The organism is Vibrio cyclitrophicus (assembly GCF_024347435.1).
Taxonomy (GTDB): domain Bacteria; phylum Pseudomonadota; class Gammaproteobacteria; order Enterobacterales; family Vibrionaceae; genus Vibrio; species Vibrio cyclitrophicus.
In genome coordinates this window covers 1,006,889-1,031,911 of record NZ_AP025481.1, presented here as the reverse complement: position 1 = coordinate 1,031,911, position 25,023 = coordinate 1,006,889, and the positions used below count along the sequence as shown (strand labels likewise).

General features: G+C 39.7%; 19 protein-coding genes. 16 read left to right on the top strand and 3 right to left on the bottom strand.

What is annotated here, in order from left to right; translation table 11 throughout:
• Nucleotides 1-17: 17 nt before the first annotated feature.
• The 12 genes from OCW38_RS19530 to OCW38_RS19475 all read left to right on the top strand — a co-directional run bounded on the left by OCW38_RS19530 (nucleotide 18) and on the right by OCW38_RS19475 (nucleotide 17,736).
• The gene (locus OCW38_RS19530; RefSeq protein WP_261895813.1) at nucleotides 18-554 is read left to right on the top strand and encodes a HEPN domain-containing protein; all 537 of its coding nucleotides are present in this window, start codon (nucleotides 18-20) and stop codon (nucleotides 552-554) included.
• Between the two features lie 152 nt (nucleotides 555-706).
• Nucleotides 707-2,992: a dynamin family protein gene (locus OCW38_RS19525; protein ID WP_261895811.1), complete on the top strand. Its 2,286-nt coding sequence runs from the start codon at nucleotides 707-709 to the stop codon at nucleotides 2,990-2,992.
• A gap of 12 nt (nucleotides 2,993-3,004) precedes the next feature.
• The gene (locus OCW38_RS19520) at nucleotides 3,005-5,356 is read left to right on the top strand and encodes a dynamin family protein (RefSeq protein WP_261895809.1); all 2,352 of its coding nucleotides are present in this window, start codon (nucleotides 3,005-3,007) and stop codon (nucleotides 5,354-5,356) included.
• 34 nt (nucleotides 5,357-5,390) lie between these two features.
• Nucleotides 5,391-7,841 (top strand): dynamin family protein, encoded by a 2,451-nt coding sequence (locus tag OCW38_RS19515; RefSeq protein WP_261895807.1) that lies wholly within the window; start codon nucleotides 5,391-5,393, stop codon nucleotides 7,839-7,841.
• Nucleotides 7,834-9,087 (top strand): hypothetical protein, encoded by a 1,254-nt coding sequence (locus tag OCW38_RS19510; protein ID WP_261895805.1) that lies wholly within the window; start codon nucleotides 7,834-7,836, stop codon nucleotides 9,085-9,087. Before OCW38_RS19515 ends, OCW38_RS19510 begins: the two co-directional genes overlap by 8 nt.
• 1 nt (nucleotide 9,088) lies before the next feature.
• Nucleotides 9,089-10,078 carry a hypothetical protein gene (locus tag OCW38_RS19505; protein WP_261895803.1) on the top strand — a complete coding sequence of 330 codons (990 nt, stop codon included), beginning with the start codon at nucleotides 9,089-9,091 and terminating at the stop codon, nucleotides 10,076-10,078.
• Nucleotides 10,071-10,331, top strand: a complete 261-nt coding sequence (locus OCW38_RS19500) for a hypothetical protein (protein WP_136974986.1) — start codon at nucleotides 10,071-10,073, stop codon at nucleotides 10,329-10,331. Before OCW38_RS19505 ends, OCW38_RS19500 begins: the two co-directional genes overlap by 8 nt.
• 719 nt (nucleotides 10,332-11,050) lie before the next feature.
• On the top strand, nucleotides 11,051-11,677 hold the full coding sequence (locus OCW38_RS19495) for a hypothetical protein (protein WP_102357492.1): 627 nt from the start codon (nucleotides 11,051-11,053) through the stop codon (nucleotides 11,675-11,677).
• Between the two features lie 500 nt (nucleotides 11,678-12,177).
• Nucleotides 12,178-12,858 (top strand): hypothetical protein, encoded by a 681-nt coding sequence (locus tag OCW38_RS19490; protein ID WP_065099692.1) that lies wholly within the window; start codon nucleotides 12,178-12,180, stop codon nucleotides 12,856-12,858.
• Nucleotides 12,855-13,796: a hypothetical protein gene (locus OCW38_RS19485; protein ID WP_261895799.1), complete on the top strand. Its 942-nt coding sequence runs from the start codon at nucleotides 12,855-12,857 to the stop codon at nucleotides 13,794-13,796. The genes OCW38_RS19490 and OCW38_RS19485 overlap by 4 nt, the downstream gene beginning before the upstream one ends.
• A complete protein-coding gene (locus OCW38_RS19480) occupies nucleotides 13,789-16,464 on the top strand; it encodes a hypothetical protein (protein ID WP_193846303.1) in 2,676 nt (891 codons plus the stop codon). The genes OCW38_RS19485 and OCW38_RS19480 overlap by 8 nt, the downstream gene beginning before the upstream one ends.
• Nucleotides 16,465-17,346: 882 nt before the next feature.
• Nucleotides 17,347-17,736 carry a hypothetical protein gene (locus tag OCW38_RS19475; RefSeq protein ID WP_102357596.1) on the top strand — a complete coding sequence of 130 codons (390 nt, stop codon included), beginning with the start codon at nucleotides 17,347-17,349 and terminating at the stop codon, nucleotides 17,734-17,736.
• A 323-nt stretch (nucleotides 17,737-18,059) separates the two neighbouring features.
• Here the strand turns inward: OCW38_RS19475 and OCW38_RS19470 are convergent, their stop codons facing one another.
• From OCW38_RS19470 to istA, 3 genes are all read right to left on the bottom strand, one after another.
• Complete coding sequence (locus tag OCW38_RS19470) at nucleotides 18,060-18,734, bottom strand: glutathione S-transferase family protein (protein ID WP_010430545.1); 675 nt, start codon at nucleotides 18,732-18,734, stop codon at nucleotides 18,060-18,062.
• Between the two features lie 278 nt (nucleotides 18,735-19,012).
• Nucleotides 19,013-19,807 carry an IS21-like element helper ATPase IstB gene (gene istB, locus OCW38_RS19465; RefSeq protein WP_104216259.1) on the bottom strand — a complete coding sequence of 265 codons (795 nt, stop codon included), beginning with the start codon at nucleotides 19,805-19,807 and terminating at the stop codon, nucleotides 19,013-19,015.
• Entirely contained in the window at nucleotides 19,804-20,823 is a 1,020-nt protein-coding gene (gene istA, locus OCW38_RS19460; protein WP_046209543.1) for an IS21 family transposase, read from the bottom strand. The genes istB and istA overlap by 4 nt, the downstream gene beginning before the upstream one ends.
• 375 nt (nucleotides 20,824-21,198) lie before the next feature.
• On the opposite strand from istA, the gene OCW38_RS19455 reads away from it, so the two are divergent.
• The 4 genes from OCW38_RS19455 to OCW38_RS19440 all read left to right on the top strand — a co-directional run bounded on the left by OCW38_RS19455 (nucleotide 21,199) and on the right by OCW38_RS19440 (nucleotide 25,018).
• Nucleotides 21,199-22,296 carry a YdcF family protein gene (locus tag OCW38_RS19455; protein WP_102357609.1) on the top strand — a complete coding sequence of 366 codons (1,098 nt, stop codon included), beginning with the start codon at nucleotides 21,199-21,201 and terminating at the stop codon, nucleotides 22,294-22,296.
• 115 nt (nucleotides 22,297-22,411) lie between these two features.
• A complete protein-coding gene (locus OCW38_RS19450; protein ID WP_009844829.1) occupies nucleotides 22,412-22,663 on the top strand; it encodes a DUF2999 family protein in 252 nt (83 codons plus the stop codon).
• 423 nt (nucleotides 22,664-23,086) lie between these two features.
• Nucleotides 23,087-24,115 (top strand): DUF4382 domain-containing protein, encoded by a 1,029-nt coding sequence (locus OCW38_RS19445; protein ID WP_016768294.1) that lies wholly within the window; start codon nucleotides 23,087-23,089, stop codon nucleotides 24,113-24,115.
• A gap of 174 nt (nucleotides 24,116-24,289) precedes the next feature.
• Entirely contained in the window at nucleotides 24,290-25,018 is a 729-nt protein-coding gene (locus OCW38_RS19440; RefSeq protein ID WP_016768295.1) for a helix-turn-helix domain-containing protein, read from the top strand.
• The last annotated feature ends 5 nt before the right edge of the window (nucleotides 25,019-25,023 follow it).

The window sequence follows — 25,023 nt, the reverse complement described above, 5'->3', positions numbered from 1 at the left end:
GATAATTAGGGCCAAGGATGTCAGAAGCGAAAGCCAATTTTGAATATGCGATCTCAGACGCAGAGCAATTGTTAGAGTGTTACGACCAGTTAAACGGATGCAACTCCAACTCCCAACCTCCAGAGGTGCTTAAGAGAGCTACATTGATAATGACTCTCACTGCATGGGAAACCTATGTCGAAGACATAGCAAAAGAGCTTGTTGATGCGAAATATGGTGTTGTTATAGGTTCACAGCTTGGAAGAATTGTTGAGAACCGACTTGATGAGCATCTTAAGTACTTTAACAACCCTGGTTCAAAAAAGACCAAAGCACTTTTTGCTGAGTTCTTCGGTATTGATGTCACCGAAGCGTGGGTTTGGAACAATTTTCAAACCGCTGATGAAGCTAGATCACAACTCAATAAATGGTTAAAAAAACGAGGTGAGGCTGTTCATCGCGCTCAAACCAATAGAACCGAAGCTCATATAGTCAAGCGCGAAGAGCTGGACAAGTGCATCAGGTTCTTTAGAGAGTTAGTTTCGGTTACGGATAGCAAACTATCAGAGCTGTAGAGCCGTGTTTTTCAGAAGAGCAAGCTGTGACTGCGAGGTGCCTGTTATTACATGTATCTCGAAGAATGATGTGCGAAAAGCATTAGTTTCATTAATATTGCAGTGTACAGCGAAATTAAGAAGTAGTTAATGCTGCTCATTAGGGAGTAATAGTGAGTAAAAAGCCCAATCAAAGTGAAATAAATAGAATACGAACAGCCTTATGTTCACTAGAAACATTATGTAAGAAAACTTACGGTGTATCACCTTTTCAGGCTCAACTAGATGGAATAAAACAACTATTAGAGGCTGAAGAGTTCAGAATAGCTGTCGTTGGTGAGTTTAGTACTGGTAAATCAACATTTATTAACGCATTAATAGGATATGACTTGCTTCCGCATGCGCGTTCGGAAACCACAGCAACCATTACATATATCCATAACGTACCGAAAAGTAATCCGAAGTGTGGGAAGGTGACGATTGAGTTTGTTGATGCTCGGGATCCATTAACACTTGATATTTCGGATGATCAAAAAGCCCTGAAAGAGTATGTAACCAGCTTTTCGAGTCAATTCAGTGTTGTCGACGAGATTCAAAGTGTTCATGTATATACTCATTTTTTGAATATCGAAACGCCAGTAGTGCTCGTTGATACCCCAGGATTAAATGGGACTGCTGATGGACATCGCTCTATCACTCTTGCTGAAGTTGAGGGAGCTCACGCAAGCATCTTTTTGTTCCATTTGAGAGCGTTGACCGAAACCGACCTAGAGTTCTTAAAATTGCTTTCAAAGCATCAAAGTCGAATTTTCTATCTATTGAATCATATAGATTCGGTAAACGAGCTAGAGGGGGAAAGTGTTGATAAGGTCCTTGCAGATTTTCATGACCAAATATCAACGCACTTTTCGAGCCATTTCTTTGAAGGACAAGAATGCGAAACTTTTGCTATCTCAGCACTAAAGGCATTAGTACATAAGGATACTTCCTTCAAAAAACTGTATAGCTCAGATCTAACTGAGCTAACAGACGCTGAACGTAACAGCTTACGGAGTGGTTCACGGTTTGATGTATTTGAGCAAAGGTTACAGGATTACGTCGAACATCACAGTGAGTATGATATTAAGGATGTTGCACTCAAGGGACTGACCTCCGCTATCAATGATATAGAGGATAATTTACGCCAAGAGATAGCCTGTATTGAACAGCAACATAGGATGGGAAGTGATGGACGGATATCCCAGTATCTTGAGAATTTGGAAGACCGGAAGAATAAAAGCTGGAACAAGATAAAGGCCTACCTGAATTCGCGCTCTACAGATTTAGAAAATCATACGCTTCATTATCTAAAAGATGAGTTAATCAGACTAAATGAAGAATTGCGAAACTATATTCAAAGTGAAGATTTGGATCAATTGCAAGCAAGTGTAATTCATAATACCTATGGGAAAAAAATTGACCAAGGCATTATGAAGATGCGCACCGTTATACAGAGGTTACTACAAAGTAATATCGAAGATGTTTATGAGATCGGAATTCTAGAAACAGATCGTTTTACCTCTGAGGTAGCCATTGACTATCAAAAATCACATAAGGTAAGTGGATTAACCTTTGAGCTTGATATCAACATTGTCAGTCAAGATCGTGCAAAGCTGAATAACGAAAAGGGAAATCTAACCAATTTAGAATTCGGTCTAAAAGCAAACACGGATAATCAACAAACACTTGCTAAGTTACAGGAAAAAATTCAAACAGAATTAGTCAATAACAATACCAATACGCGCAGCACTAAAAACAAAAGAGATACAAAGATTCAGCGTCTAGGTAAACGGCCAGGCGTTGAGTATATCACCAGAAGCAGAACAGTTGAGCGCGGTGGCCTTTTAGGTGGAGTTCTGGACTTCTTTTCTGAAAAAAGAGAAACCTATCGAGCAGCGGATAGAAGTGAGCAACAGCGGTATGATCGTGATCTGGATGAGATTCGCAATCTGTACACAGCTCAAATTAGTACGCTCAACATGAAGAAAAATCGCCTTCAAAGTCAGTTGAATGAAGCTAATTCCTCGATGGATATATCAAAATTGGGTCAAGAGCGCTTAGAGAAAAAGATCGAAAGACACGAAAAGCGTATTTTAGAGATGAATCAACATATCGAATCAAAGCTAAGAAACCACCGTCAGCAGGTCACTAGAGAGAAAAGAAATGAGCTTTGTCAGAAGGTAGAAACAAACTTGAAGGTTGAGGCTATTGGTTCACTAAATAAGATTATAAAATCCACGATTAAAAATGAGCTTTCGTCGGTGTCAGATAAGCTCTATCAGTACCATAAGCAAAAATTTGCACTTTATAGACAAAAGCTGGAATTGCTTGATGGGCAATCTAAGAATCTTGAACTACCGCTTCTAAAAAATGCAGCAACAGAAATAAGCGCAATAAAAGAAGAGTATTGTAAAAATTAAGGTGTTTTAATAATGGATTATAAAAAACAATATGATGAGAAAAAAGCAGGGGTATTGACGCTGCTTGAAAGAACATGTCAGTTCTATCAGAACACCGATGATGTTGAAAATGAACATGCGTTCGAAGAGTTATATCGCCAGGTAGAAAACGGCGAATTTTCTATCGTTGTTGTTGGTGAGTTTAGTGCAGGAAAATCAACCTTTCTTAATTCAATGATGGGGGATAAGTATTTACCTTCGTTTAGTGGCGAAACAACGGCAACAGTGAACTTCCTAAAACATAGTGGTAAAGCTGAACCCGATGAAGGGCTACGTGTTATTTATAACGATGGTACTACCCAGAGTTTCGCAGAGGCTTCATTTGATAATGTAGAAAAATTTGCAACGACCAAAGGTGAAGAGGTAGCGAGTTCCATTCAACAAGTTGATTTGTTTTTAGATTCGGATTTCTTGCAAAACGACGTGATTTTAGTCGATAGTCCAGGGTTAAATGGGGTAAGGGAAGGTCACCGTAAAATAACCGAAGAGCAGATTAAAAAATCTCATGCGTGTATCTTTTTATTTAACGCAGAACAACCTGGTAAGAACAGCGATTTCGAGTTTTTAGATCGCTTGAAAGGAGAAGTGGGTACAATTCTGTTGGTGCTAAATAAAATTGACACTATTAACTTAAATGAGGAGTCAATTGAATCAGTGCTTAAGATATTGACTGAAAGTTATCAGAGTAAATTTCCACATGCCCAATCGGTACCTGAGATCTGGCCTATTTCAGCGCAGGATGCCCTTGTCGCCCGCAGCGATAAAAAGATAGTTGAGCGAGACTATAACGCAGAGCAAAAGCAGGCTCTTTTTGAAAAGTCACGCCTATTGGAATTTGAAGAGCGCTTATGGCGTTTTCTCACCCAAGGAGAAAAAGCACGTTCTGAACTTTTAGAGCCAGTTAATCGTGTGATCAAACTACTTGAAAACACGCGCAAGGCAAACAGCCAATTGATCAGTGAACTACAAGAAAGTCACAGTAAAGGCGAGGTATTAGCCCAAATAAGTGCGTTAGAACAACAGCTAGAAAAAATTGGTGAAACGGTTGAAAACAACAAAAGAACAATTAAACGTCAAGTTCGTCAGTCGCGTATTGCGGCAGAAAATACGATGACAGGTACATTAGAATCAATTCGTGAACGCTACATGGATAAATTTGATAGTGACTTCATCATAGATCATGACAGGTTGTTAATGGATGATGATGCAGAAACAAGTTTGAAACGCTTTATCTCTCGCCTAGAAGACGATGTGAACAGCAGCCTGGCGTTGTTTGCTTTATCATTTCAAGCAGAGCTTGAAGGGAATATCCAATCTATTGCGGATATTGAGCTGGAGGGAATAAATGAGGAACTATCCAAATTGGCACAGCCTGTCGAACTTGGCAAAAGTGATGAAATAGGTCAATACACCTTGTCATTAGACTATGCAGAAGTAGATAAACGACGGACTGACTTAGAAGACGAAATTGAAAAATTAGAACAACGTTTAAACTCGTCAGAGTTAGAAGAAAAGTCTGCAATCAGGCTTACGCATAAAAAAGAGTCACTGGAAGAGCGTAAACGTACGCTGATGGATCAGAAGCATTCAGAGCTAGCTGGAATGGGGCCAGCGCCAACTGTTGATAGAGTCGAAAGTGAAGACATAGACCGAGAGTCTCGTGACGGTGTTATAGGCAAAGGGTGGAGCTGGCTGTTCGGCAAAAAAATTGTTAGAAAAACTAAGATTACTAAAGATGATGCTCGAATAAAAAACTTTCAACAACATAAACAATCTGTTGAGAAGCGATATGATTCAGATATTGCAGAGGTAACTGCTGAGTTGAGTGGTATTGAATATCAGGACATAGAGGCATCACATTTAGCCTCTAAGGAAACAAATAACAAGCTTAAGAGATTGGAAGATCAAAAACGTTCCTTAACTGAGGAGTTTAATGCTACACAGAAGCGTCACTTTAAAACACAATTAAAGAAAATACAGGAAGATATAGAAGAGAGAATTGACTCCATACGCAGTGAGGCGTTAAGTGAAATTTCTAGCCGTTTACGCTCTCAGGAAAAGTCATTGATTCCATTGCTATCACATAGTTTGGAGAGCAGCCTTTCCGACAAATTATTAAGAAAGAAGCAAGAACTAGAGCTTAAGAAAATGGATCTTGAAGGTAGTATCAGTGAAAAAGAGCAACTCATAGAAAAATGCGAACAGAAGAATGAGCAGATTTCAGAGATTCTAATTGCTGCAATTGGTGTTCAGTGTGATCTGGAAGAGCAGGCTGTAGATGTCATAGAACAAAGAAACATTTCAGAAGTGTTTGTGGGAGCCTAGTATGAATCATGCGCTAATTGAATCGATGCAGACTTTGGAGTCGGTTGCCATTGATATTGACGCTGCTCCTCAGACACGAATGCAGCTTGAGAACTTACAATCCAGCATAGAGAACAAACAGTTTTATCTGCCAGTAGTTGGGCAGTTTTCTGCTGGTAAATCACATTTTATCAACAATTTGTTGGGAAGAGACATACTCCCAACCCTAACGACAGAAACAACTTCGTTCTTAACAACTATTCGTTTTGGTGAGCAAGATAAGTTACTGATTAAGCTTAATAACAATCAAGAATTAGTGCTGGATATTTCAATGGCTAAGTGCCTTAGCCAACAAAGTATCAGTCGTGGTGAATTAAGTATTCAGCTTCCTGAGTTAAATATTGACGATATTAGCTCACTGGATATCGAACTTAATAGTCCGTTGCTAGAGGATGGACTGGTGCTCGTAGATACTCCGGGAATAAACACACTTCATAGTGCTCATGAGGCGATGACGTACGAGTTTCTGCCTGCTGCTCAAGCATTCTTATATGTAAGTGGTAATCAACCTTCAATATCTGACCTTAACTTCCTAGAACGTATTAGTAAGTTTGGTCTGGATGTTTTATTTGTTCGTACCAGAATGGATGAGATTAACGAGTGTGAAGAATCCGTTGAGAGCGTTGTAGCTGAAGATTGCCAAATTCTCGAGCAAGTGGTTGATACTAGTCAGCACTACTTTGCTATATCTAACAAATTGGAGCAACCGCGTTGGCAGGAAAACTTTAAAAGCTTGCAGCAATGGTTGAAAGGCTATTTCGCTGATGATGTTCGATTGTCCTTAGAAAGAGCTGTCTCAAATAACATGCGTAAACTAACGGCTGATTTTCAAACCCAGTTGGATAAGACAATCCAGTTGATAGAGTTTGAGTATCAAGGTGATCCTGAACAGTTTGAGTCCGATGTCAAGCAACTGGAAACAGAGCTAGCTTTGCAGAAAAAAGATGGGATGTTGTTAAAAGAAAGCCTAGAGCATGAGTTCTCTTTAGTTAAAAGGGATATTGGGCGAGAGCTTGAGCGATTAAAAGTTCAGGCAGTTGATGACTACCGAAAAACACTCTCAACAGCCATTTGGATAGATTCTCCGACAAAAGTTAGAGAATATTCTGATCAGAGTGTTAAAGAACTGGCTTTAAATATTAATACCAGAGTGTCTGAGCGATTGACGATATCTGTGGAATCTATTTATCGCCAGCAGAATGAGCAGCTGTCAGCACTCGGTTTGGTAGGCGGGCGCTTATCGGCTGAAGGATTTTCCGTTGAGATGAACACACCAACACTTGATGAAGTGGTTAGTAACTCTGATGAGGTTTTACTCGCAATATCTCGCCAGCTTAACAGTATGGATGCTGAAGAAATTGAGCTTAACAATTCAGTATCTCAGTTGACCGAAGATATGCGCTCGGCTAGCAGTGAGCTTGGCGCTATTTCACTTGAAGCGGAAGTCTCGAAGGAAACAGTTAATCAATTGTCATATGCCCCTCAATATATCACTAATCCAGGCGACTCTTCGTTTTCAAAAACGTTTAGTATGCTGGGGCAGGCAGTTGATCTTGCGGTGATGTTTATTCCAACCCCTGCTGGGCCAGTAAAGGCGGTGACGAATGGTAAAAAAGCTATTGATGCAGCGAAAACCACAAAAAAAACGATTGATGCAACTCAAACAGCAATTAAAGCCACGAAAGCAGTAAAGAAAGCGACAACGGTCATTAAAACTGCTAAATCGGCAGTTGATAAATACAAGCCAATTGCTCAAAAGCATGTCAGTAACTATAGAAAGCTAAAGGAAAAATCCCAACAAAGTGCGGCTAAGCTAGCCAATTCAAGTGATGAAAAGGAGCAGAACTTAGGGCAGGTTGCTTTGAATTCGCTTCAGTTACTGGAAGCCGAGTTCTGGATGCGAAAGCTCGGAGAGAATTTCGATGAGCCACCAAGCTCTCGTATTGACGAGAATCACAGGCGTCAGTTTGAAGAGCTGCGTGCCAAAGCTGAGCATGAGGTACAAAGTAAAGTCCAAAGGCAGTTGAAAAAAATGAGCGATATGGGATTGCTCAACGAGAAAATAGCTTACGGACAGAAAAAGAAAGAGCTGTTGTTACAGCGTAGATCTGAACTGGAGGCAGAGCTTCAGGCTTTGGCTGAAAATCAAAAGCAACAGCAAAAAGAGCAGCAAAGAAATTTGTCTTGTGAATTCTATTGTCGACAGATGAATAACTCAATGAGTTCTTATATTGAATCGGTTAAAACCGCTTCAGATGAACTTATTGAACAGTTTATGGTTAAGCTATCACTAAGCGTCATGATGGACAGCGAATCCATGGTCAGAGAATTAGCAGATCAAATAGCAGAACTTAAGAGTAATTTGCAACTTTCTCAGCAAGAAAAAGAGCAGAAGCTATTTCAGGTTGCTCAATTAGCTGAAAAGCTGGATTCGTTAAATGCTTAACCTCAAGCAAACACTGCTGAACTATCAAAGTGTATTTGTCTTGGGCTTACCAACTCATGAGACTTACCTCATCTTTCGCTCATTGCTGAGAGATGCGGTGCAGGATTTTATGCCGGTTAGCTACTTAGATAATGGCAGTAAAAAAACCTACATTTTGTTTAACCATGATGAAGATATCGCGTACGTTGAAACGAATGAAGGACTTTTGAACTTGAGAGAGGGTAGCAACTCTGTTGAAAAAGGGGAGGTGATCTATCTTTCAGTAGGTAACCGCAACCTGCCATTGGGTTTTGTGTTTGTTATCCCACCTCAGTTTAAGACAAAAAGCTTCTTAGTCGAACATCATTCTAATCCATTTCTAAGGGATGATATGCGCTGGCTAAAGCATTTATATGGAATACTCTGGTGTGATGCCTTTCCTTATGGGGAGCTGACTAATAAGAGTATTATTAACGGATTAACAAATTGGCTGATCGCACGGCGACATATTCCGAATGTTCAGCTAATGCTTTTAGAAGGACCAGATACCGCTTCCTCGGACCTTGATATGTCGGAACAGGATTTATCTGGTGCGTACTCTAAAGATATTTTAGCTGGTGACGTTGTAGAAGTCGGTGATAGTTCAAATTTAAAGCAGTATTTCAAAGCCAGATTTAACCATCGAAAAAGCTATCTCCAAAGACAGAGAGAATATATACAGCACCAAGTTGAACAAATGGAGGATTTCGTATCAGACGATGTGATTTTTCGTACGACCTATGACTTTTGTATTGAAGACTTTGTTGAAGACTATATCTCACCCAGCAGTCTTGACAAGATATTTTCACAGCACGGTTTACAAAGTATCTCAAATCAAAAGAAGTATCATGAGTACTTATCACAAGCTGCAATGAACGTGTTAGATAATTACTGCACTCACATAAGCGAAGAATTTTTTGATGGTTCGACAATGCCCTTCTTAAATAACTTTAAAAAGGTAGGTTACAGTTTGCCACTGGATGCTTACTGTAAGCTGGTAAAAAGTACAAAGTTGAAGTGTATTGGAAGTATACGCAGTATTGGGAGCGATGTATCATTTGGTAATATTAATAAGCTAACACACCTTGAGTTTATTGAAACAATTCAGAGGGATAAAAAGGAGTTTACTGACTTACTGATAGATTTCTATCAGCATCAGTGTGAATCTATTACTCTCGATTTCTTAACTAATCAGATTATCTATTTAAAATCTATAGGTAAAAAATAATATGTCATCAGTCTTTAAAGCGATTACGGTAGCTTCTATTTTAGCTTTCTTATTCATTATGTTTATCCACAATCAATACGTTGTATATGGGTACGGACTTGTTGGATTAGCTGCAGTATCGGTATTCATATTCAGCTTACTTGATCAGAAACTAGCGCATCAGCGTCAGTTAGAGCAACAACAAGCATTTTTTGCTTATAAAAGTGAATTCCAATCAACGACGAAAAATATGCGAACAGAAATTTGTATGGCTGTAAAAGACAAAACTGAGCAAGATAAAAGAATTCATCAGCAACTGATTAGTGTAGTTAAGCAGCTAGAGAACCATACTATGCTTGTATCAGAAATAATTGACGACAAACTTTCTGATCTAATATTAAAAATCAATATATTAAATAGCCAACAATCGGCGGATTCCATTGAACTGCAAAACCAGCTAGCAAAAAAATTCACACAAACTGCAGAGCAGCTTAGTAAACAATTGATACAGGAAAATAAACTAGGACGACAGTCACTTGATCACCATCTCGAGCAGATCACCAAAAAACTTTCGCCAATCTTTGAGTTGACTAGCCAAATTGAAGCGCAAACCAAAGAAAATGGTGAGTTCATGCGTGAACAAGGAAATATAATTGAACAAGGTAACAAGCAACTTCAGTCGATACTTTTAGAGCATAGCAGACAGTTTACAAAAGAGGTTTCTGAGCAGTTTTCTGAACTTAATGAAGAGTTTGAAGATAGAGTGAATGACATGGCTGACAACAATAGTCGCTTGTTAGGTGATGTTCGACAGGTAGTTAAAACTGCTCAGAAAGGACAAACTCGTACTTTGGAAGAACTGATGGCTGAAATCCAAATTATGATCCAAAGTCAAAAGGTTACTCAGGCAGCCACTGCACAAACGTTACAGGAACTGATTGAGTTCAAAGAAGAGTTAACTCAGTTAAATCAAAAAGATTTGCAGTATCTAGAGGCAATGTTGAATGGATAACTCTGCAGCCCTGTTATTGAAATGCTGTGAACAGATAGAACAACAGTTAGTAATGTTTGGCACTGATAGCTATTTGATATTGCAGTCCGAAAACAGAGAGATTATTAAGAAATTTGAGGTGTTTGATAGTTTACTTAACCGTGCTCGAGAGTATATTTTTCTAGGCTTGTTTGTACAGGCAAGGCGTTTGATTTCTATCATGCAACGATTGTGTGAACTGATTCAATCAGAAATCAAATCTTTAGCTAGTTGAGAATTTAAGTTGGGATTGAATTGACAAGAGATAAAAGAGTTGTCTTAGAATACTGAAACCGAAAGGCCAGAGAAGTTATAGGTGACACTAAAGATGTAGCAAAAATTCGAACTTTGTTTTTGGTAAGTAATTTTCTTACCTTGGGATGTTTCATGTTTAATGATTTTCACGAAAATATCAACTTATGGTTGTTTTAGGCGATATCAACATATGGTTGCTTTTTAAGTAAGCTATTGAACTAAAAGAAATCGTAAATATCACTTTATGGTTGTTTCTACAAATAGTTTGAAAATCAAGAGCCGCTTTTGCGGCTCTTTTTTTGGGACTTGCAAACACATTATTGCCCCAAAGTGAGCTAGATAGGGATTAACTCAGTTTCAAACCCTGCAACATGCCTTACTTTTCCTTATGCCTAGAGTTCCAACAATGTAACTAAATTTTCTAATCCACAGCAGACTGACCTTCAATCACACTTACGCTCGAATATGTTGTTCAACCATTTCTAAACTATTGAATAATGGAGAACTAAAGGGAAGTTTTTGATTGATAACGTACCTAGAATCGGAAGCTATGTGTGCTTGCGCGGCATTTTATCAGAAACTAGATTTAAACTGATTTTTATTTATATTTTTCAGTTAGTTAGGTAGTATGTTTGAGGTATACTGAATGCATCAATTCGTGCTGGAACGATATTAAAATGTTAACTTACAGGAGTTCGAGTGTTTGATGAATTGAAGAAGCTTTTTAATGGGAGAGTTGTAGAGGTATGCAGTTTAGTAATTGCTGTTTGCGCTCTATTTTTAACTGTACATCAAGCACGTACAACATCGTATCATAATAAATTATCTCTAATTCCTATGTTGCAATTTTCAATCACACATTCTGATGGAGAGTACATAGAAATAGCGTTAGAAAATATAGGTACTGGGCCTGCTATCATCGATACTTTTGAGTTGGCGGCTAAAGAAGTTAAAAGTTTAAGGGAGACTCTCAATGAATTCGCAAAACTTAATGACATCGATATTAGCAATGTTAAGGCATTAATTACTAAAATTGAAGATCGTACATTTCTACGTGCAGGGCAGAGTATATCCCTTCTGAAAGTCCAAGAACCCGAAGTAGTTTCCGATGAATATAAAGCTCTAGCCTACTACACTTCAATCTTGCCTTTAACTGTATGCTACCGATCACTCTATCAGGATGAGTTCCATGTGATGACAGATTCAAGCTACTTGATTGCAGAGTCATGTGTCAATGAAAATGCCTTTAGTTTTTTTGGTAAATGGGTAAAGGTTAAAATGCCATTCGGAAATCAAGTGGTACAATCTGAAGTGTTTGGAAAGTAAGCTAACAAAGACTTTAAACGGAACAAAAACAGTTAGCTATTGTTCGTTCCTCGTAAAATTATAGCCAACAATTTAAGTATCTCTATCCTATGAAGAGCTACTTGTTTTGGATGTAGTGGACTAAATAGCTTGATTACATATTCGTAGTTACACTGCATGTTGGAAGTCGGAAATTAAAATTGAAGTGGGGCATAGCTACAACTTCTAGCATGTTCTGAGCTGACCAATTCGAGCCTAAATAACCCCAGAGATTAACAACCTAAACGTTCCAATATGTCATTAATATCATCTAAACCACCTGGCAGAGTATATGGAACAATTGATCTCAACTCTGATACTGCCAGCTTTTTAGTGCAGTAATTAGTATCTCGATTACATAGTGGTCAAATTTGTACATCCTCCACAATCTACAGTATTAGGTATTGCTCACACAATAGGCTAAATTTGTAAGGTACGATGGTATTAATTGTGGATCGTTAAATAAAAGAAGCATAAGGAATATGAAAAACTCTAAGCGTTTTACATGGATAGTTACATTGTTTATAGCGTCATTCCAAAGTTTGTCGAATGATGAAAGGTATGAGGTTATATCTGTACATGAAGAGTTCTCAGAAAACGTCAATGTCGCTGGTGGACTACTCATAGGCTATGAAGTTACTGGCGAGCTTTCTGCTCCTGCGATAAATGAACTGTATGTCTCTAGGCCACCAAATGTAAATAAACTCAATGTTGACATTTCTACGATAGATGGAATTTATTCAGCAACAGTGTCTTTAAAATTTCAAAATGGTGAGCCGTTTTGGAACCAAATAACCTTCCCCTCAAAGTATCGAGAAAAGCTATCTAAGTACGCTGTAGAACAACTTACAGCCTTTGCATATATTGAACAGCAAGATAAACGAGGTAGGAAATTCTTGCATGTATTTCCTATATCCTGGGGAATGCCAATTAATAGTTCAACTAAAACTGGCTATTTTTATATAAATAGTGCAAGTAATATCCCTATGTATAAACCGATTGTTGAAGGTGGGACAAATAGTTATTGTGTTGATGTTGATTCTGAAATAAAGATTTCATATAACTTCAAATGTAAGTTAGGCGAAATTATCCCGTCGGGGAACAGCAATGTTGTTTTTAAAAGCTCTAGAAACAAAAAATACCTAATTTGGGTTCCAGAGTGAGAGTTTTATGGTTGTATATTAAAAATTACTTGGAGCTAAAGAGAGTTCCAGAAAATGTACGTGTTTGGGTTATTACTTTCCTAGCTCTGGTTTTTTCTTTTGCTGTATTATTATTAATTTTACTGTTTAGTAAGTTGGGGGAAAATACATCTTATACATTAAAGGTAAACTCTGAGTTTTTCCAATATACTCCAAATGATAAAAACTCATCAGATATTTTACTGAAAAATTTTTCAGTCGGTGAGTGTGGTGATGTCCAATTTATTAAAGAGCAAGCACGAACACTAGAAGGAGTCCTCAATTTAAATCAAGGTGCACAAGTATCGATAACTAGATTTAGTGATAGAAATCTAATTATTGAAATACTTGGGAAAGATGCGAAATATAGTTCAGGTGCCTTGTCTGTTGACTTTAACAAAGAATTTTTACCTATTTGTACTGCCATCGTAGTTGAGCTTGATACAAACAACCCTATTTTTTCTGCCAATCTGATTGGTGATGTTCAAATAGGAAAAAACATATCTGATGCTAGTGATTATTACTTTCCTACGTTAAAGGAAGGATATGTGGAAATATCAGACTACTCGCTAATCACTGAGTCGAATTATTACTTTTCCCCGAGAGTTTTTAATAATGGAGACTATGTTTACTTTAAGAAAGAAAAAAATAACCCTGTAAAAGGATATATAAGGGCTGAGTATAATGATAAAGGCTTGAATGGTGTGTTTTTCTCTAATGGAGGAAAGGTTTTTATTCAGAAGTACAGATCTTTACCTCAAAAAGTTGATGTAAGTTTTATAAATAGAATTACTGAGGATAATGAAGCGACATTAGCTTTCACTGTACTTTTTGTTTTTATACAACTTGTAGCTTTTATAATATCCTTCTTACTGCGGATTAAAATAATTAACATTGCTAGAGAAGACTTAAATGACTAATATTAAAAAATTCTTTATTCTTTGGCTGGTGTTATCGGTTTCTGTTATTTCATTTTATACAAATGCTACGGATGTGTTTGTTGAAACGGATTTTTCCTCAGGAAAGGGTTTATTAAGACAGGTAGGAGATACATGTCTGGTGTATACGCCAAAGCATGTTGTTGACGATTCTGACGGTATTTACGTTAGCTCAAGGCTTCAAAGGGATGCTATTGCAGCTATTTTAACAAATTACCCTCAAGACTTGGCTATTTTACAGTTAGCGCCAAATTCTACATCAATATGTAGTGAAAGCTCATGGAAAGATGAAGGTGGAAGAGTTCGAACTGTACTAGATAGCGTAAAAAACGCCACATTAAGCTTTAGGAAAAAGAATGGGGCACTAACAGAATTTCCTTTGAGAATAACTAGTAAAGATTTACATACCTACTTTTATGTAGAGTTAGAAAACAATAATCAAGAAATATCTCAAGGCATGAGTGGAAGCATTGTATATGTTGGTAGCTATCCCATGGGAATGCTAATTTCGGTTAAAGATGGTACTGGTAGAGTATTAAGAATGGACACGATTGCAGCTTTATCTCGCTCAGTAGTCGAATTCTTCGCATTCGAAACAGAGTTGCTTAGTCAAAAATCATCTGACTTGACCGCATTTTCTTCTTCACCCGCAAAGCTTATTCGAACTAATAAAAAGCAGGATTCTGTAAACTCAAAAGTTATAGAAGGACGAATCTCAGAGGAGGAAGGGGATGAGTTAAAAGAGTTTTCAATAATTTCACTTGGTCATACGGCATACCGACTAGTTAGTAAGAAACAAAATGATGATGTGAGGATTCGATATAATTTTATATCTCCAAGTGGTAAAATTTTGTTTTCTGAGGATTTTAATACAGGTGAAAAAGATTATACTTTCGGTTTTGGCACATATGATGAGGGTGAATACCGTTTAGTTGTTCGCGGGATTAATGATGGAATTGGAACATATAGCTTTGTACTGGAAGAAGTTGCAACCCCAGAGCAACTGACTGGTGAGTCCAATGTTTTGGGGAATCAAGATATAGCTCAAGGGTATATTAGCCAAGGAACAAGTGCCATCTATAAGATTCACTCTAATGGGCACACTGCATATCGATTGACTTCCCAGAAACAAAGTGATGATGTCCGTATTCGATATCAGTTTATTTCTCCTAGTGACAAGGTACTTTTTTCTGATGATTTTAATACTGGGAAAAAAGAGTACACGTTTGGATTCGGAACTTACGATGAAGGTGAGTATTTGCTAGTTGTCCATGGGATAAATGATGAAGTTGGGACATATAATTTTGTTTTGGAAGAAGTTGCAACCCCAGAGCAACTGACTGGTGAGTCCAATGTTTTGGGGAATCAAGATATAGCGCAAGGGTATATTAGCCAAGGAACAAGTGCCATCTATAAGATTCACTCTAATGGGCACACTGCATATCGATTGACTTCCCAGAAACAAAGTGATGATGTCCGTATTCGATATCAGTTTATTTCTCCTAGTGACAAGGTACTTTTTTCTGATGATTTTAATACTGGGAAAAAAGAGTACACGTTTGGATTCGGAACTTACGATGAAGGTGAGTATTTGCTAGTTGTCCATGGGATAAATGATGAAGTTGGGACATATAATTTTGTTTTGGAAGAAGTTGCAACCCCAGAGCAACTGACTGGTGAGTCCAATGTTTTGGGGAATCAAGATATAGCTCAAGGGTATATTAGCCAAGGTACAAGTGCCATCTATAAGATTCGCTCTAATGGGCACACTGCATATCGATTGACTTCCCAGAAACAAAGTGATGATGTCCGTATTCGATATCAGTTTATTTCTCCTAGTGACAAGGTACTTTTTTCTGATGATTTTAATACTGGAAAAAAAGAGTACACGCTTGGATTTGGAACTTACGATGAAGGTGAGTATTTGCTAGTTGTCCATGGGATAAATGATGAAGTTGGGACATATAATTTTGTTTTGGAAGAAGTTGCAACCCCAGAGCAACTGACTGGTGAGTCCAATGTTTTGGGGAATCAGGATATAGCTCAAGGGTATATTAGCCAAGGTACAAGTGCCATCTATAAGATTCGCTCTAATGGGCACACTGCATATCGATTGACTTCCCAGAAACAAAGTGATGATGTCCGTATTCGATATCAGTTTATTTCTCCTAGTGACAAGGTACTTTTTTCTGATGATTTTAATACTGGAAAAAAAGAGTACACGTTTGGATTCGGAACTTACGATGAAGGTGAGTATTTGTTAGTTGTCCATGGGATAAATGATGAAGTTGGAACATATAACTTTTTACTAGAGGAAGTTGCTACACCTGAAAAGCTTACAGGTGAATCTAATATTCTGGGTATGCATGACAAGGCACAAGGATTTATTAGCCAAGGTACAAGTGCAATTTACAAGCTTCAGTCTAATATCACAGAACCTTACAAATTGATCAGTATGAAGCAGAAGGATGATGTTCGAGTTAGGATTCAACTGATATCTTCGAATGATAAGATCTTATTTTCAGATGATTTCAATACAGGCAAAAAGACATATAAATTTGATATAGATAAACGTGAGGCAAATGCAAAGCTTTTAGTCATTCATGGATTAAATGGTGGGGTGGGAAGTTTCCACATGACATTAGAGTAGTTTACGGCACAGACTGTAACGCAATACTGCGTTTGTAGTAGGTGGGTGAATTTTGCCCAAATATATATAATCTGACACCTAAAATTCACAAAGTACGAAAAATGGGTGTCTGAGTGCATTTTTTGACTCAAATGAATTCGCTAGTTTTTGCTCTGTAAATCGCACTGAAATCGTTACAAACCATAGAATCACATAGCCTTGATTAACCGCCTAGAATCTTCGCTAAGAGCGTTTGACTTGCTATAAGGGCTGTTTCTGAGCGCAAATTCATGGGTTTTACATAGTAGGAATAATGAACACCACATTTTGATATTTTTAACCTCATTTTCAAGCGATATTTCTGCGAACCTAAACTCAACTGGCTTTCGCCATGGAGAACCTTCGGTTCTTCGTTACGGAGTCACGTATTTGAAAATAAATGATAGAATCCACGATCTTAAAAATCTTAATGGAGTAAAAAGTGATTGAGAATTTTATAGCTGTTATAAAACGGAGATTATCGAAGAAGGAAGCACTAATAATTATGCTTTCTATTTTATCTTGTTATTGGCTTGGGAAGAACACAGGTTCTGAATTGGATTTATTCGGACTACCAAGTGAAGAATTGTTTTTTATCTGCTTTCTATTATGTTATTGCCTTTTTCATTTGATCATAAATTGGTTATGTGAGCTAAAAGTGAGTTCAATGTGCAAAGCATTGAAATCAAAACGAGAAATCGAAGCTGCGATTCCTCATTTAGATAATGTAGATCTCTCGTTATTAAAAAAAATGCTAACTGAAACCGTGTCTTTAAAAAGGAAAAAAAACCTGCTGACTACCTCGAAAAAGTAGGTTTCATTAGAGAAATAGGGCATAAAAACGCCTCTGAAAGCGTATACGAATTGTATCCCGCAGCTCGAAAACTCCTGATAAATCATCTAGAAGAAGAGCGTGAAAAGACATTGACTAGCTTTTCTCGTGATCTAAAAGACGAAGGCAAAGAATTCTTACGGATATTCTTCGACGAAGTAATCCCTTTTGGAGTGCCAGATAAAGAAGATTGGATGCCATATAACGTATTTCACATGGGAGAACGCATGGTAAGTCTAGGGCTTGTTAAAGAAGAAGGCTATACGTTTACCTTACCCGAAGATACGAAGCAAAGACTGATTGAAGATAAACACTTTGAAGAGTGCTATAGAAACTTTGCGGAACTGGATGCTAGTAACATTGAAGCTTCTTTCTCAAATTCAGCGGTTGTTGTAAAAACCACTGTATCGACTTTGCCTTGACCGATTTACCGTAACTACACTTAATACGAACCTAAGCATAAATCAATCTTTTTGCTAGTACGATTTTACTCATCGTACTAGCTCTTCACAACTAGCTTTACCATACCTTTAGTTATCCATGAATTGCTAATTTAGGGAAGTCACTAGCAAACTTTTGTCCAGAAATGTGTTTGAGAGAAGTGGATAGTTACGAATGTTGAACCTTGGTATCAATCCACACAAAATATCAACTTGTGACTTTTCAACATAAAGAGCCGCTTTTTAGCGGCTCTTTATGTTTGAGTTTTAGCTATCACTCAGAAGAGTGTTAACTATCAATTTTTCTACTTCGCATAATTCGAAGGAAACAGTGCTCGTTTCGCTTCTTCATCACGTTCGGTTTTAAACTCAATGCCTTTACCAATCTCGCGAGCGCGCAGTGCGGCAGGGCGACTGTTGATTGCATCAAACCAGCGCTTTAAGTTCGGGTAAGGTTCTAGGCCTTCTTCACCAAGCACGAAAGGTGCTTTATCAATCCAACCCCATGCCGCGACATCGACAATGGTGTACTCATTTCCGACGAAAAACTCACGACCTTCCATATGCTTTTCTAACACTTCGTAGTGACGTTGTGCTTCACGTAGATAACGGTTCACGGCGTAGTCTAGGCCTGCAGGGGCAGCATGACGGAAGTGTACCGATTGGCCAGAGTATGGACCAAGACCGCTCGCGATGAACATCATCCAAGATAGAAGTTCTGCTCTGTCTTCTGGTTGCCCCGCTAGCTTGCCAGTTTTCTCTGATAGGTAAAGAAGGATAGCGTTAGAGTCGAATACACGTTGTCCGTCATCTTCAATCGCTGGCGTTTTGCCATTTGGATTTATTAAGCGATATTCCGGTGTGTGTTGCTCGCCTTTTAAGGTATCAACTGGAACGAGTTCAAAATCTAGGCCTGTCTCTTCTAGAAACAGAGCGATCTTCATTGGGTTGGGTGTTTGGTGAAAATAGAACTTAAGCATGGGGTAACTCCTTGTATTGGACGTCCATTAAAACATCACTTGAACGATCGTTCAATAATTGATTTTAAATTATGTGAAAAATGGCCTGTTTTTTTAAACGAGCGGTGTTTGAATTTCAGTTGATGGGCAGAAGCTAGCGTGAACCTATTGGCGGTTGAGAATCTTAAATATCTGAAAGTATGTGTTTGAATGTGAGCTTTCATGTTGTGTCAACGCCAGTTTAAAATTGACCCACTTATCGACGTTATCGCCGAAGTAAAACTGACCCACCCACGTAATTAACTTCTACTTTCAGATAGATTCTCTAGAACCGTTGGTATGGTTCCAGCCGCCTTCTTTCCTCGTAATCGATAGCTTTCTCCATTGATTTGTACGATGTGCGAGTGATGAAGAAGTCTATCCAGTAACGCCGCCGTCAGTGTCGTATCGTCGGCGAACGCATTTGACCATTGAGAGAACGGCAAGTTACTGGTCACGATAATGCTGCCTTGCTCGTATCTTTTAGCGATGACGTTGAAGAACAAGTTCGCCTCTTCTCTGCCGAACGGTAGATATCCGATTTCATCGACGATAAGAAGCTTTGGAGCGAGCACGCTTCGTCTCAGGTAGCTTTCAAGCTTGCCTTGAGTTTTTGCTGTAGACAGTTGAAGCATTAAGTCTGCTGCTGTGATGAAGCGTGTCTTTAGACCCTTTTGAACCGCTATTTGACCAAGGCTCACAGCAAGGTGGCTTTTACCAACGCCACTTGGGCCAAGTAATATCACGTTTTCCTTTCGCTCAATAAAGGCTAACCCTGTTAGCTCCTTAAGCTGTTTTCTTGGAGCGCCTGTTGCGAACTTGAAGTCATAGTCATCGAATGTTTTCTCCATAGGGAAGCTGGCGAATTTGGTCAGCGTGGCTCTTGTGCGTTCAGCTCTCGCATCAAGCTCTGCGTTGAGAAGTGACTCTAAGTAATCGGCTAGGCTGAACTCACGACTATTAGCGACTTCTGCCAGTCTTGGCCAGTCCTGACCTATAGCTTGTAACTTCAGCGCTGCACAGGCCGCTTCGATGCGATTCATTTGAAGGTTCATACTCGTACCTCCAACAGCGCGTCATAGGTTGAGAGTGGGTGTTGGAAGCTCTCAACTGGCATTACATTATCACCCATTGTTAGCGGTACCATTAGGCGTGTCGGTGACGTGAGGGGTTGAAGTGTAAAGCGCTCTTCATCTAAGAGAACTTGAGGCTTTGTACCCGTCGTACCGTGGATCCGTTGGTGAGCGACGGTTTCTAACCACGCGCCGATATGCCCATTAAGAACATCGACGGTGACTTTAAGTCCGTGTTGTTTGAGTGTCGCTGCAAGCGGAGTAACGAAGCTACTTTTCAAGTAAGAGTTAAATCGCTCCACTTTCCCTTTGGTCTTTGCGCGATAAGGGCGGCAAGCTCTTGGTTTGAAGTTGTACTTCTTAGCGGCAGTGAGCAACATAGGATTCCATCGGTGTTCACCTTCACCGTAAGCATCTCGTTCTATCATGATGGCTTTTGCATTATCGAAGAGAACTTCTTTGGGTACGCCACCGAAGTATTCAAACGCTTCTTCAAGACCTTCAACCCAGTCTTCTTGTCGCTCTCGCTCGCAAAAGCGAACGAAGGTCGCTCTGCTATAACCAAGCGTTGCAACGAAGGCTTTAACACGTACGCCGTAATGCGTGATGGTAGTGAAGTCGACCTGCATCTGCTCACCAGGCTTTGTCTCGAATCGAACCACGGGGTCGACTGGCGTGCTAGGTTTGTATTGCTTGATGTGCTCCTTGAGCATCGTTATACCGCCCTCATAGCCAAGCGCTTTTAATTCACGTAGTAGGACTGTTGCTGGTATCCAATACGGTTTTGCTGCGTCAATGCGAGTACGCAAGTAGTCATGGTATGGCTGAAGTTTAGTTGGTCGCGATTGACGCTCGGGGTACACGAGGGCTTTGCTTCTATCACGGAGATAGTTACGAACGGTATTCCTTGAGATACCCAAATCCTTGGCGATACGGCGGATGCTGCACCCTTGCTGATGTAAAACATGTATTTCCACTAGTTGCTCCTGATTGATCATAATCCGCCGCTTTGTCCATTTACGAACGGATAGTTTGCCTCAAGTGGGTCAATTTTAAATCGGCGTTAGTGGGTCATTTTTACATCGGCGCTGACAGTTGGTCGTCAGTCTAAATGTAATTGTCGATTATGGTGGGGGAGGCGTGTGAATTTGAAGCTAGATATTCGAAAATAGTCAGTAACATCATTGTTATACAACAACTCGTTAGATTGGCGAGCGTGTTTAGGCACATAAAATCGTGATCTGCAGCCACATCTTATGCAACCAAGGAATATTAACGCTGTAGATTCTGGTGTGCTTCACGGTTTTTTAATACTAGGGGCTTACATTGGGGAGCAAATCTGATGTGAACACTTAACGACACAGGATCTTTCCATGAAAAAGAACATTATCGCCCTCGCTCTTGGTGGCATGCTGGCTTTTGGCGCAATTCCTTATTCTTTTGCTGCTAACGATGGCGCAGTACAAGCTTCTGCGGATTACGCGCAGTTGGTGACTAAGCGACAAGTTGTCGACCAACTACTTCTTGATGCGTTGCAAGCGTTCAAGTCTCCAGCAAGAATTTCTCACGCTGGCTTCACGGCTAAAATGCCAAGCAACATGGAAATTGTGACGAATCGATTGTTAGAAGCTTACCAGTTAGAACCTTACCGCACTGACTTGCTGATTTCGGCAGCGAACGCTCAGATCTATAACAAGAATGCAGAGCGCGCTATTGAGTTGTTTGAGCAAGCGTTGACGGTTGCGCCAGACGATGTCGATCTTCATTCTTACCTTGCGGTTTGGCAAAGATTCGATGGTAATGATAGTGAATCCAACAAGCATATGCAGAAGCTTGAGAGCCTGAACAAAGGCAAAGCCGAAGACATCAAACGTATCTTTGCTACGGTCGATCGCGTATTAGAAACACCGTTGAAAGAATCAGCAGATAAAGGGCTACTGAGCGATCACGGCGCGATAGTTACTTTGGGTTACGCGCTGAACCCAGATGGTTCAATGCATGAGATCTTGATTGAACGTCTTGAAACCACATTGGCAATGTCTAAAGCCAACCCGGATGCGATGATTGTGCTAACGGGTGGCGTGCCTAAGAACCACAAGACAGAAGGCAAGTTGATGGCGAATTGGCTTATTTCAAAAGGGGTGAGTAAAGATCGTATCATTGAAGAGAACTATGCGACTAGCACGGTAGGGAATGCTTTGTTCAGTAGCTATGCGCTTGCTCGTCATAATATTAAGCATGCGACCATTATTAGCTCGGCAAGCCATGTTCGTCGTGGTCAAACTTTGTTTGAAATTGCGAGCTGGCAAACTGGCCCTCAAGGAATTACATTTGATACGGTTGCTTACCCAGACAAGCCATTAGAAAGTCTTAAAAATGCAAGCAGTGGCGAACTGTTAGGTATTTATCGTGATGCTCTAAGAACCTATGGCATGTGGAGTTACCGCTCTTATCCGCTAGAGTCGCGTTAAGCCTAAAATCTAAGCAATAACTTGGGTTAAGCAAAGCACAACTTGCTGGTACTATCGAGAGGCGCTAGGTGGTAAACTGGCGCTCTATTAATTTTAGTGTTTCAAAGGTAAAGTGATGAACCCGATTTTAGCAATGTTGAAAGAGAACAATATTAGCGATGAGCAAATCAGCGAGATATTCAAGACGCTGACAGAGAACCCTCTTGCAGCAATGGCGACAATCAGCCAACTTGGCTTACCACAAGATAAACTTCAAATGCTGATGGGTCAGGTAATGCAAAACCCTGCGCTAATCAAAGAAGCCGTTGAAGAGCTTGGCCTAGATTTCTCTAAGGTTGAAGCGGCTAAAGAACAACTTCAAAAATAAGTCAATTTGAATGAGCTAAGATCGAATTAGCTTAATCAAAATTCAATGAAAAGGTCGTTTAAGTTCAGCAACAGGCTGTCTTAACGGCCTTTTTTGATCTTGGTGGCGATTATTCACTTTGATCAAGTTGCTTTCAATCCCTGCTTCCCATTTTCTACTCAACGACTATTTCAACACAATTGACAGCACTTTTGCCAAACATGCGTTGCTACTGACAATTTACTTACTAGACTTAATTAACCTATGTGCGACTTGATATGTGCACCTTGATGAACAGTGTTTTTTGGATGAGGAATGCCCTGAATAGTAGGGATATAAACATCAAACAATAGCGCTGTTTATTTATGGGTCACAACAAGAAAAAGAATAAGAGGGCACTCAAATAAGCCCTTTATTGAGCAGTGATTTTATAGGAAATGAGTTATGAAATATTTAAAGGAAACGGCTTTAGCTAGCCTTGTGTTGGCCGGGCTTGTTGGTTGTGGCGGAGACTCAGGATCATCAAGCAGTACGACACCCATTACCTTGAGTGTGAGTGATGCGCCCGTCGATGATGTTAAAGATGTGACGGTGACATTCAGCAAGGTAGCTTTACTTCCGACTCAGGGAGGTACAACGCTAGTGTATGACGTGTATAAAACGGACGAAAACGGTGATTACGTTGATGAAAATGGCGACCCGTTGACAGACGGTGAAGATCCTATTCCATTAAGTGTCAATTTATTGGATTACCAAGGAAGCGATGCACTTCCTTTGATTGAAAACGAGGTAGTTCCAGTAGGTAGCTATAAACTATGTGTGTTTGCGAATGATGGCGATCACCCGACACATCCATCTTATGTTGTAGAAAACGATGACTCGATTCGTGAGTTAACGGTGAAAGGTAATGGCGCGTGCCCGCAAGGTGTTGGTAAAGAAGATAACGCTGGCGTGCTTTACTTTAATGATTCATTTAATGTGAACCAACAGAGTAACGATTTTGTTGTCGAGTTCGATCTTCGACGTGGCCTAAAGAACAGTTCGACTTTCCCTGATTACACTATTCAAAGAACGTCTGTAAGCCTTATCAATACGGTTGAGACAGGAAACATTGAAGGTACTGTAGCGACAACAACTTTTGGAGCTTGTAACCCTACAAATGACAATACCTTCGTCCAATCGGTTTATTTGTATGAAGGTGACATCGCTAAAGCTAACATGGCTCCGATTGGCGGCAGTGATGAAGTGAAACCGATCACTTCAGCGTCAGTAGCAATGAATGAAGCACAGACTAACTATGAGTTCTCTCTGGGCTTCATTGATCCAGGTACTTACTCATTGGGTTATACCTGTACTGCGCATTACGACAGTGATGAAGACAATGCTGATCCGGTTGCTGATGGTTTTGAAATCTATGATGTTCAAAATAGTGTTCAGGTAGTGGTTGGTCAGGATAACCAAGTATCGTTTTAAATCTTTGACGTGATTTAGCATTCGAATAAATACGGCCTCTTATTTGGAGGCCGTTTTTGATCATGTCACCTAGTTAGCATGAATTTGATGATCATTGAGTGTGACTCTAGGGAAGTGATAATGTAACGTTGTATCTCTTACTTTAACCTAGCGAAATGTACTCCGGCGTTGCTCATGAAATCTAGCTTAAGCATTCGATCTTACACCAAGCAATTTAATACCCATGCTCATGATGACCATCATCAACTGGTATTGCCGATCCAAGGCAGTATTAATATCGAAATGGTGGGGTATGTCGGTAAAGTGGCGGTGGGCGAATGTGTGGTGATTCCAGTAACCACCGCGCATGCGTTTAAGGCGGATGAAGCAGCGCGGTTTATTGTCGCGGATATGGCGGAGTTGCCGCAGCATTTGTTAGAGCATGAGCTTTCGGTTTTCACGATAACGCCACCTTTGATGAGCTTCTTGTTGTTTGTAGAGAAGCAGTTGGAATATCAGGTCGATAGCGGTATTGAGTCATCAATTTTGGATGTGTTTTCACTGCTGTTAGAGCAACAACAAGTGAGCAAGAGCATCGACCCAAGAATCCGCGCCGTACAAAGGCTGATAGCGGATAACTACACGCAACCGTTATCCATATCACAACTTGCAGAAACGGCCTGTTTGAGTCCCACTCAATTTAAAAAACGCTTCAAAGAATGCCTGGGTATCAGTGCGCTTAAATACATCACTCGATATCGTATGGAGAAAGCTCAAGCCTTGTTAACCCACACAGATTTACCTGTTCAATTGATCGCTGAAAATGTGGGATATAGTGATGTTTCTGCTTTCAGTCGCCGCTTCTCTCAGCACTTTGGAATGTCTCCAAGGGCGTTTCTAGGCTCAATGAAAGACAGTCTTTAGAAACA

Excerpts from the sequence above, each read along its gene's own strand:
- OCW38_RS19505 (WP_261895803.1), top strand. The coding sequence starts at position 9,089 with ATGTCATCAGTCTTTAAAGCGATTACGGTAGCTTCTATTTTAGCTTTC.
- OCW38_RS19440 (WP_016768295.1), top strand. The coding sequence starts at position 24,290 with ATGAAATCTAGCTTAAGCATTCGATCTTACACCAAGCAATTTAATACC.
- OCW38_RS19490 (WP_065099692.1), top strand. The coding sequence starts at position 12,178 with ATGAAAAACTCTAAGCGTTTTACATGGATAGTTACATTGTTTATAGCG.
- OCW38_RS19500 (WP_136974986.1), top strand. The coding sequence starts at position 10,071 with ATGGATAACTCTGCAGCCCTGTTATTGAAATGCTGTGAACAGATAGAA.
- OCW38_RS19455 (WP_102357609.1), top strand. The coding sequence starts at position 21,199 with ATGAAAAAGAACATTATCGCCCTCGCTCTTGGTGGCATGCTGGCTTTT.
- istB (WP_104216259.1), bottom strand. The coding sequence starts at position 19,807 with ATGAACCTTCAAATGAATCGCATCGAAGCGGCCTGTGCAGCGCTGAAG.
- OCW38_RS19450 (WP_009844829.1), top strand. The coding sequence starts at position 22,412 with ATGAACCCGATTTTAGCAATGTTGAAAGAGAACAATATTAGCGATGAG.
- OCW38_RS19470 (WP_010430545.1), bottom strand. The coding sequence starts at position 18,734 with ATGCTTAAGTTCTATTTTCACCAAACACCCAACCCAATGAAGATCGCT.
- OCW38_RS19520 (WP_261895809.1), top strand. The coding sequence starts at position 3,005 with ATGGATTATAAAAAACAATATGATGAGAAAAAAGCAGGGGTATTGACG.
- istA (WP_046209543.1), bottom strand. The coding sequence starts at position 20,823 with ATGATCAATCAGGAGCAACTAGTGGAAATACATGTTTTACATCAGCAA.
- OCW38_RS19445 (WP_016768294.1), top strand. The coding sequence starts at position 23,087 with ATGAAATATTTAAAGGAAACGGCTTTAGCTAGCCTTGTGTTGGCCGGG.
- OCW38_RS19510 (WP_261895805.1), top strand. The coding sequence starts at position 7,834 with ATGCTTAACCTCAAGCAAACACTGCTGAACTATCAAAGTGTATTTGTC.
- OCW38_RS19530 (WP_261895813.1), top strand. The coding sequence starts at position 18 with ATGTCAGAAGCGAAAGCCAATTTTGAATATGCGATCTCAGACGCAGAG.
- OCW38_RS19480 (WP_193846303.1), top strand. The coding sequence starts at position 13,789 with ATGACTAATATTAAAAAATTCTTTATTCTTTGGCTGGTGTTATCGGTT.